Below are 15,509 nucleotides of genomic sequence, written 5' to 3'. Positions count from 1 at the left end.
GCGGAGTTGGCCCATCCCGAGATCCAGGCGGTGGCGCGCTCACGGGGTGGATGCGCTGCTGGTCACGGGGCGCGCTGCGGACCCCCACCTCCGGATCATCCGCGCGAGCCTTCGGGGCGCCCGGGCAGAACGGCTCCCGCGAAGACACGGTGGTGCTGTCAGGCAACCCCACGTCGGTTCAGGGGCCTTCCTCCGGGCGAGGACCACGCCCGCACTCCTGAGCACAGCCACGGTGCCACCCGACGGGACCACTTCTCACGGGGCACGGTTCCAGCCGGTCTCTGCCCTGCCCGGAGGGGAACGAGCGCCCGCCCGCAGACCACGCCCGCAGCATCCGGCCCGCCGAGCTCACGCGGGGTCCCCGCGCGATTCGACCAGCGCTCCGGAAGCCTCGCTTCGAGCGCGCTGACCCGACTGACCCCCGCCATCAGGGGCAGCCCCTGCACCGGGCGCAAGTGGGCCCGCGGCCCCAGCACGTCGGCGAGTTGATTCGTGAGCACGAGCTGGGCATCGAAGTCCCCGACCCGCTCCGACAGGTGGCGCAGCAACGCACGGTCGGTGTGGACGTCGTCCGCCACGATCACGGTGCGCAGCCCGGTCTCGTCCAGGAGCTGGGGAAGGCGGTCCCAGTGGCGCAGGTTGCACACCACCGTGCCGTCCGCGAGCGCGAGCGCACCCGGGGCGTCCGGTTCGGCGCAGGCGATGGCGCTCACGCGGTAGCCGGCTGCGGGGGTTGCGCGGATGCGCTCGGCCGCCCAGGTCACGCCGGCTCGGGAACCGATCAGCAGTGAGTCCTCGATCATGGCACCGCCACGGCGCATGCGCACGAGCACCTGACGCATGCCCCGGCGACCGACGAGCAGCAGGACCACACCCAGCGACAGGGCAGTGAAGAGGAAGCCACGGGCGACGTCCATCCGCATGAGCACAGCCACCGCGGACAGCACACCACCCAGCATGAACGCGGCGTGGGCTACACGGCGGTACTCGTCACCCCCGATGCCCAGCAGGGCGTGCGAGTACGCCCCGCAGACCACGAGGGCGAGGATCCAGCTCGCGCCGATCAGCGTCGCGAGGAACGGGGGGCTGAGCCAGGCCACCCCCGTCTCCGCGACGGACGCGGCGCCGTCGGGCCTGAGCGTGGTGGCCACGACCATGGCGGTGCCCACGGCGAGGACATCGCACAGCAGGGCAAGACGTCGGTACGGGACCCACCACGGGTGGTGCGGGCGGGGAGATACGTCCCGGCCCATCACGGCGCGCAGGAGGCTGCTCCGCGAACCGACGGGGTTTCTTGCCTCACCCAGGCTCATGCAGCCACCTCCCAGCCCACGGAATTCACACGCCACTCTAACCATGCCCATGCATGTGCGTGCACCTGTCCCCATGTCTGACGTGCTTCTTCCCCCGGGGCTCGGGGCCCCGGGCCCGGGGAAGCGGCGGTGCCTGAGCCCGCGGCGACGCCAGGCGACGGGGGTCGCCCGCGCGCTGCGCAGCCGAGCGGGCGCCGTCGGCCGAGGACCGCGCGATCCACCGCATGCGACCGGGGCGGCTGCCCGTGACGGTCGCACCGGGTTCGCGGACAGCCCGCACGCGGACCACCCCACCAAGGAGGCCGTGGCGCACCTGGTGCGCCCGGGCGTTCTGCACCCCGGGCCCGCCCTCGGCTGAGCGCCGTAGAGTGGCGGGGTGGAACCCTCACTCGTGCTCGCATCCCAGTCCCCGGCCCGCGCGGGCCTCCTGCAGAAGGCCTGCATCCCCTTCGACACCGTGGTCTCCCACGTGGACGAGGACGCCGTGGTGGCGGCGGAGGGCCCGCTCTCCCCTCCGGACACCGCCCTGCGCCTGGCGCGTGCCAAGGCCGAGGCCGTGGCCGCCCTCCCCGGCGGCTTCGGGCGTCTCGTGCTGGGCTGCGACTCGGTGTTCGAGCTGGACGGGCGGTGCTACGGCAAGCCGCACGATCCCGCGGTGGCCGTGGAGCGCATCGGCGCCATGAGCGGCCGGGTGGGCACCCTGCACACCGGCCACTGGCTCGTGGACGCCCGCCGGGTCCCGGCGCTGGGCGAGGGCTCCATCCGCTCGGCGCACGTGCACTTCGCACCGCTGAGCGCCCAGGAGATCCGGGACTACGTGGCCACGGGCGAACCCCTCGAGGTCGCAGGCTCCTTCACCCTGGACGGGCGCGGCTCGCTGTTCATCGAGCGGGTGGACGGGGACCCGAACGCCGTGATCGGGCTGAGCCTCACGGCGGTCCGCGAGCTGCTGCGCGCGGTGGGTGTGTCGATGACCTCGTGGTGGGACGCCACGGCACAGCGCAGCCCGTCCTGAGTTGTAGGACTCCCACACATCCCGCGCCCCGGCCCCGCCACACTTAGGCGTTCCCCCGCGCGGGGCACTAATCTTTCGGCAGAGAGTCGACAAGGAGTTCTGACGTGACAACCACCCCAGGGCAGGCAGACGCCGCCGCAACCCGTCCCCTCACCAAGGTCCTCGTGGCCAACCGCGGGGAGATCGCGGTGCGCGTGATCCGCGCCGCCCGTGACGAGGGCATCGCCTCCGTGGCGGTGTACGCGGACCCGGACCGGGACGCGCTGCACGTGCGCATGGCGGACGAGGCCTACTCCCTGGGCGGAACCACCGCGGCGGACTCCTACCTGCGCATTGACAAGGTGCTCGACGCCGCGCGGCGCTCGGGCGCCGACGCCGTCCATCCCGGCTACGGCTTCCTCTCCGAGAACGCCGAGTTCGCCGCCGCCGTCATCAGCGCGGGCCTCACGTGGATCGGCCCGCCGCCCGCGGCGATCGCCCAGCTCGGCGACAAGGTGGCCGCGCGCCACATCGCCGAGAAGGTCAACGCCCCGCAGGTGCCCGGCACACCGGACCCGGTGTCCTCCGCACAGGAAGTGCTCGACTTCGCGGACGAGCACGGCCTGCCCATTGCCATCAAGGCGGCCTTCGGCGGCGGCGGCCGCGGCATCAAGGTGGTCCGTGAGCGGGACGCCATCCCCGAGCTGTACGAGTCCGCCGTGCGCGAGGCCACCGCGGCCTTCGGTCGTGGCGAGTGCTTCGTGGAACGCTTCCTGGACGCGCCCCGCCACGTGGAGACCCAGTGCCTCGCGGACCAGTACGGCAACGTCGTGGTGGTCTCCACCCGCGACTGCTCCCTGCAGCGCCGCAACCAGAAGCTCGTGGAGGAGGCCCCCGCCCCGTTCCTGAGCGAGGAGCAGAACCGTCGGCTCTACGAGTCCTCCAAGGCCATCCTGCGCGAAGCCGCGTACCAGGGCGCCGGCACGTGCGAGTTCCTGGTGGGCCAGGACGGCACCATCTCCTTCCTGGAGGTCAACACCCGCCTGCAGGTGGAGCACCCCGTGTCCGAGGAGGTCTCCGGCCTGGACCTCGTGCGTGAGCAGTTCCGCATCGCCCGCGGCGAGGCGTTGGGCTACGACGACCCCGAGATCCGCGGGCACAGCTTCGAGTTCCGCATCAACGGCGAGGACGCGGGCCGCAACTTCATGCCCTCCCCCGGCACCCTCACCACGTTCACGGTGCCCTCCGGACCCGGCGTGCGCGTGGACTCCGGTGTGGAGGCCGGTGAGACCGTGGGCGGCAGCTTCGACTCCATGCTGGCCAAGCTCATCGTGACCGGTGCCACGCGCACCCAGGCACTGGAGCGCTCCCGCCGGGCGCTGCAGGAGCTCACCATCGAGGGCATGCCCACCGTGGTGCCGTTCCACCGCGCCGTGGTCTCGGACCCGGCGTTCGCCACGCCGGACGACACCCCGTTCACCGTGCACACCCGGTGGATCGAGACCGAGTTCGACAACCAGATCGAGCCTTTCTCGGCCGCCCCCGAGCCCTCCGCGGAGGAGCCCGAGCGCCAGAGCATCGTGGTGGAGGTGGGCGGCAAGCGCCTGGAGGTCACCATGCCCCAGCTCGCGGGAGCCGCGCGTCCCGCCGCCGCCCCGCCCAAGGCCCGCAAGCAGCGTGCCGCCCGGGGCGGGGCTGCCGCCCGCGGTACCTCCGGCGACTCCCTGACATCCCCCATGCAGGGCACGATCGTGAAGATCGCCGCGTCCAACGGGGACGAGGTGGCCGAGGGTGATCTGATCGTGGTGCTCGAGGCCATGAAGATGGAGCAGCCGCTGACCGCCCACAAGTCCGGCACCGTCAAGGACCTGGACGTCTCCGAGGGGGACACGGTCTCCGCGGGCACCGTGCTTGCGAGCATCGTCTCCTGAGCCCGCGCGCCTCCGAGGCCCCGCACCGCCGCCCCGCCGGTGGGGTCCGGGGCCTCGCGCCTGCCGGCGTCCGGTGACAGCATCGACCGTCAATGGGTTGTCTCACGATGCGGACACCCGAGTTCACCATGCGGTCACCGCACCTCTATCTTGTAGACATTCTTCGATCCGTCTTCGTGTGAGGTGCACCATGTCTTCAACCGCGTCCCCCGTGGAATCCGGTCCCCCCGCGGCCCCCGTCCGCGTGCCCAAGAGCCGCGTGATCCTGGCGTCCCTCGTGGGCACGACCATCGAGTTCTACGACTTCTACGTCTACGCGACCGCCGCCGTCGCGGTCTTCCCCGCCCTGTTCTTCACGGGTCACGACGACACCGCCAAGCTGTTGGCCTCCATGGCCACGTTCGCCGCGGCGTTCTTCGGCCGGCCCATCGGCGCCGTGATCTTCGGCCACTACGGTGACCGGATCGGGCGCAAGGCCACGCTGATCGGCGCGCTGCTCACCATGGGCATCGCCACGTTCCTGATCGGCGTGCTGCCCACGTACTACCAGATCGGAATCTGGGCTCCGCTGATCCTCACCATCCTGCGCTTCTGCCAGGGCGTGGGCCTCGGTGGCGAGTGGTCCGGCGCGTCCCTGCTGGCCACCGAGTACGCCGAGGAGGGCAAGCGTGCCCGCGCGGCCATGTGGCCGCAGCTGGGTGCCCCGTTCGGTTTCATCCTGGCCAACGGGTTCTTCCTGCTGCTCACGGTCGTCATGCAGTTCGGCACCGCGGGCCAGGGCCTCGGCACCGACCACCCCTTCCTGGCGTGGGGCTGGCGCATCCCGTTCCTGGCCTCCGTGGTGATCGTGCTGCTGGGCCTGTGGGTGCGCGTGAAGCTCGAGGAGACCCCGGTCTTCCAGCAGGCGGAGAAGCGCGGCGAGAAGGTCCAGGCGCCGGTGCTCGTCGTGTTCAAGACCTCGTGGGTGCAGATCGTCCAGGGCACGTTCATCATGCTCGCCACCTACGTGCTCTTCTACCTGATGACCGCGTGGGTGCTCTCCTACGGCATCGGCAAGCCCGCCGCGGGTGGACTGGGCATCCAGTACCGCACGTTCCTGGTGCTCCAGCTGCTCGCCGTCCTGCTGTTCGCCGCCATGGTCCCGGTGTCCGGGTGGCTCGCGGACCGCTACGGACGCCGCTCCTCGCAGCTGGTGATCACCGCCGCGATCCTGGTCTTCGGTCTCGCGTTCGGCCTGATCATGGACCCCGCGCTCGTGGGCACGGGTGAGAGCGCCTCCCTGGCCCGGGTGCTGGTCTTCCTCACCGTGGGCATGACGCTCATGGGCCTGACGTTCGGCTCGATGTCCGCGATCCTGCCCGAGCTGTTCCCCACCAACGTGCGCTACACCGGCTCCGGGATCGCCTACAACGTCGCGTCGATCCTGGGCGCGGCCATCACCCCGTTCATTGCCGTGAAGCTCAATGCGAGCTTCGGCGTGGGCTCGGTGGGCCTGTACCTGTCCTTCGCCGCCGTCATCACGCTCGTGGCCCTGTGGTTCTCCCCCGAGACCCGCCACGTGGACATGCACACCGTGGGCTCGCGGGTGGTCGTCGACTGACCCCCGCCCCCACCCGCGCTGCGGGTACGACGACGCCGCGGTGACCTTCCCGGAGAAGGTCACCGCGGCGTCGTCGTACCGGGAGGCGGAGGACTCAGCGGTGCACGTGCAGGCGGCGCGCGGCCTCCGCGATGGTGCCCGAGAGGGAGGGGTAGACCGCGAAGGTGTCGGAGAGGTCGTCCACGCCCAGGCGGTGGGTGACCGCGAGCGCGATCGGGAAGATCAGCTCGGAGGCGCGCGGGCCCACGACCACGCCGCCCATCACGGTGCCGCTGCCGCGGCGCGCGAAGATCTTCACGAAGCCGTCGTCCACGGCCATCATCTTGGCGCGCGGGTTGGTGGCCAGGTTCATGGTCATGCCGGTGAACATGGCGGGGTCCGCCTCCACGTCCTGCTGGGTGATGCCCACGGACGCGATCTCGGGCGAGGTGAAGATGTTGGAGGCCACCTCGTCGGTGCGCAGCGGGTGGACCGTGTCCCCCAGGATGTGCGCCACGGCAATGCGGCCCTGCATGGCCGCGACGGACGCGAGCGGCATCACGCCGGTGCAGTCGCCCGCGGCGTAGATCCCGGGGGCGGTGGTGCGGGAGACGGTGTCCACGCGGATGTGGCCGGACTCGGTCATGGCCACGCCGGCCTCCTCCAGGCCCATGTCCGCGGTGTTGGGGATGGAGCCCACGGCCAGCAGGCAGTGCGAGCCGCGGATCTTGCGGCCGTCCGAGAGGGTGACCCGGACGCCGTCGCCGGTGTTCTCCACCGCGTCCGCGCGGGAGCGGGAGAGCACGCGCAGACCGCGGCGCTCGAAGACGTTCTCGAGCACCTGGGCGGCGTCCGTGTCCGAGCCCGGCAGCACCTGCTCGCGCGAGGAGATCAGGGTGACCTCGGAGCCCAGGCCGTTGTACGCGGAGGCGAACTCCGCGCCGGTCACGCCGGAGCCCACCACGATGAGCTTCTCGGGGATCTCGGTGAGCTGGTAGATCTGCTTCCAGTTGAAGATCCGCTCGCCGTCCGGCTTGGCGGTGTCCAGTTCGCGCGGGTGCGCGCCCACGGACACGAGGACCACGTCCGCCTTCAGCTCGTAGGGCTCGTCGTCGCCGGGCTCCACCACCACGGTGTAGCGGTCCACGATCTTGCCGCGGCCCGGCACCACGCGCACACCCACGCGCTCCAGACCGCGCTTGATGTCCCGGGACTGGGTGGCGGCCAGGCGCAGCAGGCGCACGTTCACCTTGTCCAGGTCCACACGGAGGTTGTTGAGCTCCTCGGTGGCGTCGAGGTCGTCCCCCACGTGCACACCCAGGTCACGCGCGGACGCGAAGCGGTTCATGGTGTCCGCGGACGCGATGAGCGTCTTGGACGGCACCACGTCCGTGAGCACGGCGGAGCCGCCCATGCCCTGCTCCTCCACCACGGTGACGTCCGCCCCCAGCGACGCCGCCACGAGTGCGGCCTCGTACCCGCCGGGGCCGCCGCCGATGATCACGAGCTTCTGGTCCGCGAATTCCCTCTGCACAGTCATGTCTGCCATGGGGCCCAGCCTACCGGGGCACTCCCACACGCTGACGCGGCGAGGACGCTGTCCTACAGTGGGCCCATGACCACCACCACAGAGACCACGGACCCCTTCGACCTGGCCCGGCAGGCCGCGGACGCGCTGCGCGAGCGCACCGGTGTGGCCACGCACGACGTCGCCCTCACGCTCGGCTCCGGCTGGGGCGGGGCCGCGGAGCTGATCGGCGAGACCGTGGCGGAGGTCCCCGCCCACGAGATCCCCGGCTTCTCCCGGCCCGCGCTGGAGGGCCACGGCGGCACGCTGCGCTCCATCCGGCTGGCCGGGGGCTCTCACGCCCTGGTGATCGGGGCCCGCACCCACTTCTACGAGGGCAAGGGTGTCCGCGCGGTGTCCCACGGTGTGCGCACCGCGGCCGCCGCGGGGGCGACGACCATGATCCTCACCAACGGCTGCGGCGGACTCCACCCCGAGTGGGCCCCCGGAACCCCCGTGCTGATCCGTGACCACCTCAACCTCACGGCCCGCTCCCCGCTGGAGGGCGCCACGTTCGTGGACCTCACGGACCTCTACTCCCAGCGGCTGCGGGAGCTCGCCCGCTCCGTGGACCCGTCCCTGGACGAGGGCGTCTACGCCCAGTTCCCCGGCCCGCACTACGAGACCCCGGCCGAGGTGCAGATGGCCAAGGTGCTCGGTGCGGACCTCGTGGGCATGTCCACCGCACTGGAGGCCATTGCGGCACGTCACGCCGGGCTGGAGGTCCTGGGGATGTCCCTGGTGACCAACCTCGCCGCGGGCATCGGTGCCGAGGCCCTGTCCCACGAGGAGGTGCTCGAGGCCGGCCGCGCCGCCGGGCCCCGCATCTCGCACCTGCTCGCGGACATCGTCGCGCGGCTCTGACTCCGGCGAGGTTCCGCGGGCGAATGCCAGCGCACGCGGGCGCTACCCACTAGACTGGCGGCAGAACATTAGCGGGCCCGCTGCGGCGGTCTGAAAGGGTGAACTCATGGTCAGAAGATCAGAAGCCGAGACGAGCGCGAGCCGTCAGCACGCCGCCGGGCGCACCGCGGAGGACGGCAGCCACGCGGTGGGTGGGCAGGAGCACACCGGGCGCAACGCGCACCAGCCGCACGGCCGCCGGATGCCGCAGTACTCGGGCGAGGGCGATGTCGTGAAGAACGCCATCCTCTTCGGCGGCGGCGTCATCACCATCCTGGTGAGCCTGTACCTGTTCAGCACCTACCCGAGCAGCCCCTGGCTGTTCTTCGTCGGCATCCTGGCCTACGGTCTGGCCCTGATGGTCCCCACCCTGTTCCTCAACGGCAGCACCGCCTCCCACTCCACGGGCGGCACCGAGACCACGCTGGACCTTCCCCGCAACGCCTCCCAGATGGCCCAGCGCGCCGTGGGTGACGGGGAGCAGAAGCAGGACCGCGCCGTCTGATCCGAACCCTCCCCCGAGAGCCCCGCTCCGTCCCCGTGACGAGCGGGGCTCTCGCGCATCCCCGGGTCCGGACGACGACGCCGCGGAGCGGGCTGCGGTGGCGGGCTGCGGCGCGCCTACCCCTCGGGGTGGCTGGTGGGGCGCCGCCCGCCGAACGCCGCGGCTGCCTGACGGGCCACCGCGCGTGGTGCCGCGGGAGCCGTCGAAGGAGATGCTGTGCTGCACGAAGGGGGCGTCCGGCAGGCCCGCGGTGGCGTCCGTGAGGCGCTGTCCATCGTCCCGTGCGAGGTCTCCCGAGACCTCGTCCGTGACCGTGTGGTCCGTGCACTGCGGGACGTGGGGCACGAAAGTTGGCGCCGATGAACCCGGCGCCGCCGGTCACGAGCAGAGGGCCCAGGGTTCTTCACCCTGGGACCCGCACCCGGGGGCACGGGACGCCAGCACGTCCCGGTCCGGCACCCCGGTCCCCACGGCTCACCGACCACGGCCGCACCACGAATGGGCGTCGTGACAGGCCCCGGGGTCGCACCGCGGCGGCGGTCGAGCAGACCGTGCCCGGGGGTGCGCGGGCCCCGACCCACCACCCGCGCCGGGACTATCCCCGCGCGGCGGCGGCGTCCTCCCCGGCGGCAGGTTCGAGCACGGGGAATACCGCGTCCAGCACCTCCCGGGCCCACGCGAGGATGTCCCCGTCCACGAGGTCCTTGCCGCCGATCCGCGCGGTCTTGGGCTTGGGGATCAGCACCATGCGCTCCTCGGTGCCCGGGACCGGGCGCACCTGCGACCCCGGGTAGAGCCGCGTGAGCCGCATCTCGCGGGACTCCGCGAGCTCCGCCGGGGAGAAGCGGATCATGGTGCCCTGGGTGGCCACGTCCGTGAGACCGGCGGCGCGGGCCCTGATGCGCAGGCGTGCGACGTCCAGCAGGTTCTGCACCGGGGTGGGCATGGGCCCGTAGCGGTCCGTGAGCTCCTCCCCCGCCTCGGCCACGGCCTCCTCCGTGGTGGCGTTCGCCACCGTGCGGTAGGCCTCCAGGCGCAGCCGCTCGCCGGGCACGTAGTCGTGCGGGAGGTGGGCGTTGACGGGCAGCTCGATCTTCATCTCGGCGGGGCCGGTCTCCTGCTCCCCGCGGTACTCGGCCACGGCCTCGCCCACCAGGCGCAGGTACATGTCGAACCCCACGCCCGCGATGTGACCGGACTGCTCACCGCCCAGCAGGTTGCCCGCGCCGCGGATCTCGAGGTCCTTCATGGCCAGCTGCATGCCAGAGCCCAGCTCGTTGTGGGCGGCCACGGCCTTCAGCCGTTCCAGGGCGGTCTCGCTGAGCGGCTTCTCCACGGGGTAGAGGAAGTACGCGTAGGCGCGCTCCCGCCCGCGTCCGACGCGACCGCGCAGCTGGTGCAGCTGCGAGAGCCCGTAGCGGTCCGCGTGGTCCACGATCAGCGTGTTCGCGTTGGCGATGTCCAGACCGGTCTCCACGATGGTGGTGCACAGCAGGACGTCGAACTTCTTCTCCCAGAAGTCCACGATGATCTGCTCCAGCCGGGACTCCCCCATCTGCCCGTGGGCCACGGCGATCCGCGCCTCCGGCACCAGCTCCGCGATCTCCTTGGCGCGGGCCTCGATGGTGGAGACCCGGTTGTGGATGAAGAACACCTGGCCCTCGCGCATGAGCTCGCGCCGCACGGCCGCGGAGACCTGCTTGTTGGTGTAGGGCCCCACGTACGTGAGCACGGGGTGGCGCTCCTCGGGCGGGGTGGCCAGCGTGGAGGTCTCCCGGATGCCCGTCATGGACATCTCCAGGGTGCGCGGAATGGGCGTGGCGGACATGGCCAGCACGTCCACGTCCGTGCGCATGGCCTTGAGCTTCTCCTTGTGCTCCACGCCGAAGCGCTGCTCCTCGTCGATGATCACGAGTCCCAGGTTCTTGAACTGCATCTCCTTGCTCAGCAGCCGGTGGGTGCCGATCACCACGTCCACCGCGCCGCTGCGCAGCCCCTCCATGGTGGCCCTGGACTCCTTGGCGCTCTGGAACCGGGAGAGCGTGGCCAGGCGCACGGGGAAGCCGGAGAAGCGCTCCGCGAACGTCTCCGTGTGCTGCTGAGCGAGCAGCGTGGTGGGCACCAGCACGGCCACCTGCTTGCCGTCCTGCACCGCCTTGAACGCCGCCCGCACGGCGACCTCGGTCTTGCCGTAGCCCACGTCCCCGGAGATCAGCCGGTCCATGGGGATGGGCCGCTCCATGTCCGCCTTGACCTCGTCGATCGTGGTGAGCTGGTCCGGGGTCTCGATGTACGGGAACGCCTGTTCCAGCTCGCGCTGCCACGGGGTGTCCGGGCCGAAGGCGTGGCCCTTGGACGCCATGCGCGCGGAGTACAGCCGGATCAGCTCGTTGGCAATCTCCTTGACGGCCTTCTTGGCGCTGCGCTTGGTCTTGTTCCAGTCCGCACCGCCCATCTTGGACAGCGACGGCGCCTCCCCACCCACGTAGGCGCTCACCTGGTCCAGCTGGTCCGTGGGCACGAACAGCCGGTCCTTCGGCCCGTTGCGCTTGGAGGCCGCGTACTCCAGCACGAGGTACTCGCGCACCGGCTTGGGCTGGCCGGGAGCCGTCATGGCGCCGGCAATGGGCCGCTGCACGAGCTCGATGAACTGCCCGATGCCGTGCTGCTCGTGCACCACGTAGTCACCCTTCTGCAGGGTGAGCGGGTCCACCTGGTTGCGCTTGCGGCGCTGCGGGAGCTTGCGCTCGCCACGGTTCTCGTACGCGGTGGAGCGCCCCAGCACGTCCGCCTCCGTGAGCAGTGCGGTGCGGGTGGCGTCCAGCGCGAAGCCGCGGCCGGCGCGCGCGGTGGTGAGTTCGACGACGCCCGGCTGCGGGGCCTGCGTGATCGAGTCGTGGCGGGCGGCGGGGATGTCCGCGCCGTGCAGCAGCTCGCTGAGCCGCTGCAGCGGTCCGGGCCCGTCCGTGACGAGCACGATCCGCCACTCCTCGCGCATCCGCTGCGCGAGGAACTCCAGCACGGCGGCCACGTCACCCGAGAACCGGGTGGGTTCCCGCGCCGCGACGGTGAGCGTGTCCGCGTCCGTGTCCGCCAGGCGCACCTCCTCCTCGGAGGTGTCCGCGTCGATCTCGGACGTGGTCACCGCGTTGACGTTCAGCCCGGTCAAGGACCACCAGCCCACGGAGCGCTCCAGCGCGAGCTCCCGCACCTGCGCAATGGTGTGGAAGGAGCCGGAGGAGAGCGTGCGGGACGCGCCGTCGTCCGTGTCGAGCGCGGCGTCGAGGTCCAGGGGTGCGTCGCTGCCGCCCGAGGCGGAGTCCCACGCGGCCATCAGGAACTCCTCGTTGGTGGCCACGAGGTCGTGGGCGCGCGCCCGCACCTTCTCGGGCTCCAGCACCACGGTCATGGAGCCCTCCGGCAGCAGGGACATGACCTGGACCATCTCGTCCGCGAGCAGCGGCGCGAGGGACTCCATGCCCTCCACGTACTGGCCACCGGCAATGCGCTCGAGCATCTCGCGTCCGCCTGGCAGCTGCTCCTTGAGCTTGGCGGCGCGGGACTGCACGGACGGGGTGATGAGCAGCTCGCGGCACGGCGGGGCCACGATCACCGAGGGGTGCTCGGCCGTGGTGAGAGTGCGCTGGTCCGCCACGGCGAACCACCGCATCTCGTCCAGCTCGTCCCCGAAGAACTCCGCGCGCACGGGGTGGTCCAGGGTGGGCGGGAAGACGTCCACGATGCCGCCGCGCACCGCGAACTCACCGCGGCGGGTGACCATGTCCACGCGGGAGTACGCGGCCCCGGCGAGGTCCGCCACGAGCTGCTGGAAGTCGTAGTCCTGCCCGGTGCGCAGGGTCACGGGCTCCATCTGGCCGAGTCCCGCCACCACGGGCTGCAGCACCGAGCGCACCGGGGCCACGACCACGCGCAGCGGCTGCTCGGAAGGGTCGCGGCGCTCCAGCCTGCGCAGCACGCTCAGCCGCTGGCCCACGGTGTCCGAGCGCGGCGAGAGCCGCTCGTGCGGCAGGGTCTCCCAGGACGGGAAGTTCGCGATCTGCTCCGCCGGCAGATAGGCGCCCAGGCCGGCCTGCAGCTCCTCGGCCTCGCGTCCCGTGGCGGTGACGGCCAGCAGGACGGGCCCGGCGGCGTCGTCCGTGGTGCCGGCTCCCCGCGCGGGGATGTCCGTCCCCGGCACCGACGCCGCGGGGGCGCCGTCCGCCATCCCGGCGGCGATCTGCGCGAGCACGGGGGCGCGCAGCCCGTCCGTGGCGCTGATGATCGTCTCCGCGGAGCGCTCCGCGAGCGGACGGGCCGCCTGGGTGCGGATGTTCGCGAAGCTGCGGTCCTCGGTGAGCGCGGTGAGCAGACCGGTCAGGGACATGGGTGGCTGGCTCCTGGTGTCGTGGACGTTCGGGGGCCGCCGGTGCGAGGCGGCACGTGCGTGGGATCGCCACGGTGCGGTGGCCGGGTGCGGCCAACCGTCCCGGGTGTGCTGCGGTGCCGACACCCACGGGCGCCGGACATGCGGACGGGCCACCGCCCGGCTCCCGGGAGCCTGCCCACCGGGGTCCGGTGGGCGCGCGGTTCGGGGCAGTGGTCGGGCGGATCGCGCCCAGCCTACTCGCGCCCTCGGACACGCACAGCGCGGTGCCCCGCCCCGGGGATCCACCTGCAGGGCCCCCGCGCTCCGGGTCCCCGCTTTCCGAGCCCGCGCGCCCGGCCCCCGGGACGTGCCGAGGCCCGCCCGGCGCCCGCCAACCGGCGGCCCCACCCAGCGCTGCGTGCGGGCCGCGGGGCCGCCGGTTGGTGACGGCTCCTACCCTGGAGCCATGAGCGCACCTCTTAACCCCGTCCTGTCCGGCACCACAGTGGCCGTGACCGCCCACCGCCGCGCCCAGGAGCAGGGTGGAGCGTTCGAGCGCCACGGGGCGCGGGTGGTGTACGCCCCCGCCCTGAAACTGGCACCGGCTGACGAGGACGACGACGTCCTGGCCGCCGCCCGGGACACCATCGCGTCCGCGCCGGGCACCGTGCTGGTCACCACGGGCTACGGCGTGAAGCGCTGGCTCGCGGTGGCCCAGGAGCACGGTCTGCGGGAGGACCTGCTGGCCGCGCTGCGCGCGAGCACCGTGCTCGCCCGAGGCGCCAAGGCCAAGGGGCAGCTGCAGGCCCTGGAGATCCCGTGCGCGTACACCGGGGCCTCCGGCCGCACCTCCGAGCTCGTGGACCGGCTGCTGGCTGCGGAGCTCTCCCCCGGCCAGACCGGCACTGCGGCAGCCACCGCCACGTCCGCCACTGCGATCTCGGGGGCGGGTCCCGGAGCGGCGGCCCCTCACGTGGTGGGCCCGGAGGTGGTGGGCCCGGTGACCGTGCAGGTGCACGGCACCACGGACGAGGAGCAGCTCGAACGGCTGCGCGCCGCGGGCCTGGACGTTCGGGTGGTGGCGCCGTACCGGTGGGAGTCCGCGGACGAGGGTTCCCGGCTCGCGGACCTCGTGCACGGCATCGTGGCGGGCCGCGTGGACTACGTGACGTTCACGGCCGCTCCCGCGGTGGACGCCCTGTTCGACGCCGCCCGCTCCCTGGGTGCCCACGACCCGCTGGTCGCCGCGCTGCGGGAGGGGCGGTGCGCCCCGGTGGCCATCGGCCCGGTGTGCGTGCAGCCGCTGGAGGAGGCCGGGATCGACGGTGCCGTGGTCCCGCAACGGTTCCGGCTCGGGGCCATGGTCCGCGCCGTGTGCGATCACGCGGAGGCAGCGGCCTCCCGGTAGTGCTCCACCACGAGGTCCACGAGCTCCGGCGGGACCTCCCCGTCAGCCACGAGCAGCGGCTGCGCGGCGACGTCGGCGGCCGCGGCGAGCACCCGGCCGTGGAAGTAGCCCGGCGCCAGCAGGTACGGGGCGAGCAGGACGCGCCCGGCGGCGTCGTCCGGGCGATCCCCGGAGCCGGGGACCGCGCCGAGAGGTGCGGAGGGGGTGTCCGTCCGTGTCCGGGAAGCCGGGGCGGAGGCGGCGCCACGGCGCGCAATCTCGGCGCGGGCAGCGGCGAGCGCGTCCGGCAGGGACGGTGCGGCCGCGGAGAGGTACGCGGCGCTGACAGGGCGCTCCAGCTCGGCGGAGAGCAGCTGCGCCATCCGTTCGCAGTCCTGCCCCGCCCGGGGATCGGAGGACCCGGCGGCCACCATGACCACGCGGTCCCGCGCGGTGAGCGGTGGCGCACCGGCGGCGTCCAGGGCCTCGGCGAGCCGGCGGGCCAGCACGGCGGCCAGGCGCGGGTCCGGGCCGAGGGCCGCGGCCACCCGGTGCCGCGGGGAGCCTGCCACCGCGCGCGTCATGTCCACGAACACGTGGTACCCCGCGGACAGCAGCAGCGGCACCACCACGGCCTCGTGCTCCGCGACCTCGGCGGTGCGGGCCTCGAGGTCCGGCTCCTGGACGTCCACCCACGTGTCCACCACCCGGGTCCCGGGCAGCCGGTCGCGCACGGCGGCCACGAGGGCGGCCACGGCGTGCTGGCCGCGCGGATCACGCGTGCCGTGGGCGCACGCGAGCAGGACGGGCGGAGGCGTGGCGGGACTGTTCACGCATCCCATTGTGGCGGCTCCGGCGGCGGGGACGCACGCGCGCGCTCGGGTACGCCAGTGCGCAGGACGTGGCGGAGTGGGTGGCGGACGGGACGCGCGCGCTCGGGTACGCCACGTGGGGGAGCGCGGAA

10 protein-coding genes are annotated in these 15,509 nt (G+C 72.7%); 6 read left to right on the top strand and 4 right to left on the bottom strand.

Translation table 11 applies throughout. From position 1 onward, the window contains the following. Nucleotides 1-158 precede the first annotated feature (158 nt). On the bottom strand, nucleotides 159-1,313 hold the full coding sequence (locus EAE32_RS09095) for a hypothetical protein (RefSeq protein ID WP_165860491.1): 1,155 nt from the start codon (nucleotides 1,311-1,313) through the stop codon (nucleotides 159-161). A gap of 376 nt (nucleotides 1,314-1,689) precedes the next feature. Between EAE32_RS09095 and EAE32_RS09090 the strand changes: the two genes are divergently transcribed. The 3 genes from EAE32_RS09090 (at nucleotide 1,690) to EAE32_RS09080 (ending at nucleotide 5,838) form a co-directional block, all read left to right on the top strand. Then, nucleotides 1,690-2,328 (top strand): Maf family protein, encoded by a 639-nt coding sequence (locus tag EAE32_RS09090; protein ID WP_121864940.1) that lies wholly within the window; start codon nucleotides 1,690-1,692, stop codon nucleotides 2,326-2,328. 104 nt (nucleotides 2,329-2,432) lie between these two features. Then, a complete protein-coding gene (locus EAE32_RS09085) occupies nucleotides 2,433-4,238 on the top strand; it encodes an acetyl/propionyl/methylcrotonyl-CoA carboxylase subunit alpha (RefSeq protein WP_121845483.1) in 1,806 nt (601 codons plus the stop codon). Between the two features lie 190 nt (nucleotides 4,239-4,428). Further along, nucleotides 4,429-5,838 (top strand): MFS transporter, encoded by a 1,410-nt coding sequence (locus tag EAE32_RS09080; RefSeq protein ID WP_121845482.1) that lies wholly within the window; start codon nucleotides 4,429-4,431, stop codon nucleotides 5,836-5,838. Between the two features lie 94 nt (nucleotides 5,839-5,932). Here the strand turns inward: EAE32_RS09080 and EAE32_RS09075 are convergent, their stop codons facing one another. Next, entirely contained in the window at nucleotides 5,933-7,357 is a 1,425-nt protein-coding gene (locus tag EAE32_RS09075) for an NAD(P)H-quinone dehydrogenase (protein WP_165860496.1), read from the bottom strand. A 75-nt stretch (nucleotides 7,358-7,432) separates the two neighbouring features. On the opposite strand from EAE32_RS09075, the gene EAE32_RS09070 reads away from it, so the two are divergent. Together EAE32_RS09070 and EAE32_RS09065 are read left to right on the top strand one after the other, a co-directional pair. Beyond that, a complete protein-coding gene (locus EAE32_RS09070) occupies nucleotides 7,433-8,248 on the top strand; it encodes a purine-nucleoside phosphorylase (protein ID WP_121864938.1) in 816 nt (271 codons plus the stop codon). 106 nt (nucleotides 8,249-8,354) lie between these two features. Then, nucleotides 8,355-8,792, top strand: a complete 438-nt coding sequence (locus tag EAE32_RS09065; protein ID WP_121845480.1) for a hypothetical protein — start codon at nucleotides 8,355-8,357, stop codon at nucleotides 8,790-8,792. A gap of 595 nt (nucleotides 8,793-9,387) precedes the next feature. Here the strand turns inward: EAE32_RS09065 and mfd are convergent. Then, nucleotides 9,388-13,176 carry a transcription-repair coupling factor gene (gene mfd / locus EAE32_RS09060; RefSeq protein ID WP_121864937.1) on the bottom strand — a complete coding sequence of 1,263 codons (3,789 nt, stop codon included), beginning with the start codon at nucleotides 13,174-13,176 and terminating at the stop codon, nucleotides 9,388-9,390. A gap of 448 nt (nucleotides 13,177-13,624) precedes the next feature. Between mfd and EAE32_RS09055 the strand changes: the two genes are divergently transcribed. Continuing rightward, complete coding sequence (locus EAE32_RS09055) at nucleotides 13,625-14,566, top strand: uroporphyrinogen-III synthase (protein WP_121864936.1); 942 nt, start codon at nucleotides 13,625-13,627, stop codon at nucleotides 14,564-14,566. On the opposite strand, the gene EAE32_RS09050 is transcribed toward EAE32_RS09055, so the two are convergent. After that, nucleotides 14,539-15,387, bottom strand: coding sequence for a sirohydrochlorin chelatase (locus tag EAE32_RS09050; RefSeq protein WP_121845477.1), 849 nt, complete (start codon nucleotides 15,385-15,387; stop codon nucleotides 14,539-14,541). The two genes, EAE32_RS09055 and EAE32_RS09050, sit on opposite strands and share 28 nt — an antisense overlap. Between the last annotated feature and the right edge of the window lie 122 nt (nucleotides 15,388-15,509).

It is taken from the genome of Kocuria tytonicola, assembly GCF_003687175.1.
Classification (GTDB): Bacteria; Actinomycetota; Actinomycetes; order Actinomycetales; family Micrococcaceae; genus Kocuria; species Kocuria tytonicola.
This window is presented reverse-complemented; position numbering and strand designations above follow the sequence as displayed.

What these genes read in the sequence shown, in the direction of transcription:
- EAE32_RS09095 (WP_165860491.1), bottom strand. Translation starts at nt 1,313, where the DNA reads ATGAGCCTGGGTGAGGCAAGAAACCCCGTCGGTTCGCGGAGCAGCCTC.
- EAE32_RS09080 (WP_121845482.1), top strand. Translation starts at nt 4,429, where the DNA reads ATGTCTTCAACCGCGTCCCCCGTGGAATCCGGTCCCCCCGCGGCCCCC.
- EAE32_RS09075 (WP_165860496.1), bottom strand. Translation starts at nt 7,357, where the DNA reads ATGACTGTGCAGAGGGAATTCGCGGACCAGAAGCTCGTGATCATCGGC.
- EAE32_RS09070 (WP_121864938.1), top strand. Translation starts at nt 7,433, where the DNA reads ATGACCACCACCACAGAGACCACGGACCCCTTCGACCTGGCCCGGCAG.
- EAE32_RS09065 (WP_121845480.1), top strand. Translation starts at nt 8,355, where the DNA reads ATGGTCAGAAGATCAGAAGCCGAGACGAGCGCGAGCCGTCAGCACGCC.
- mfd (WP_121864937.1), bottom strand. Translation starts at nt 13,176, where the DNA reads ATGTCCCTGACCGGTCTGCTCACCGCGCTCACCGAGGACCGCAGCTTC.
- EAE32_RS09055 (WP_121864936.1), top strand. Translation starts at nt 13,625, where the DNA reads ATGAGCGCACCTCTTAACCCCGTCCTGTCCGGCACCACAGTGGCCGTG.
- EAE32_RS09050 (WP_121845477.1), bottom strand. Translation starts at nt 15,387, where the DNA reads ATGGGATGCGTGAACAGTCCCGCCACGCCTCCGCCCGTCCTGCTCGCG.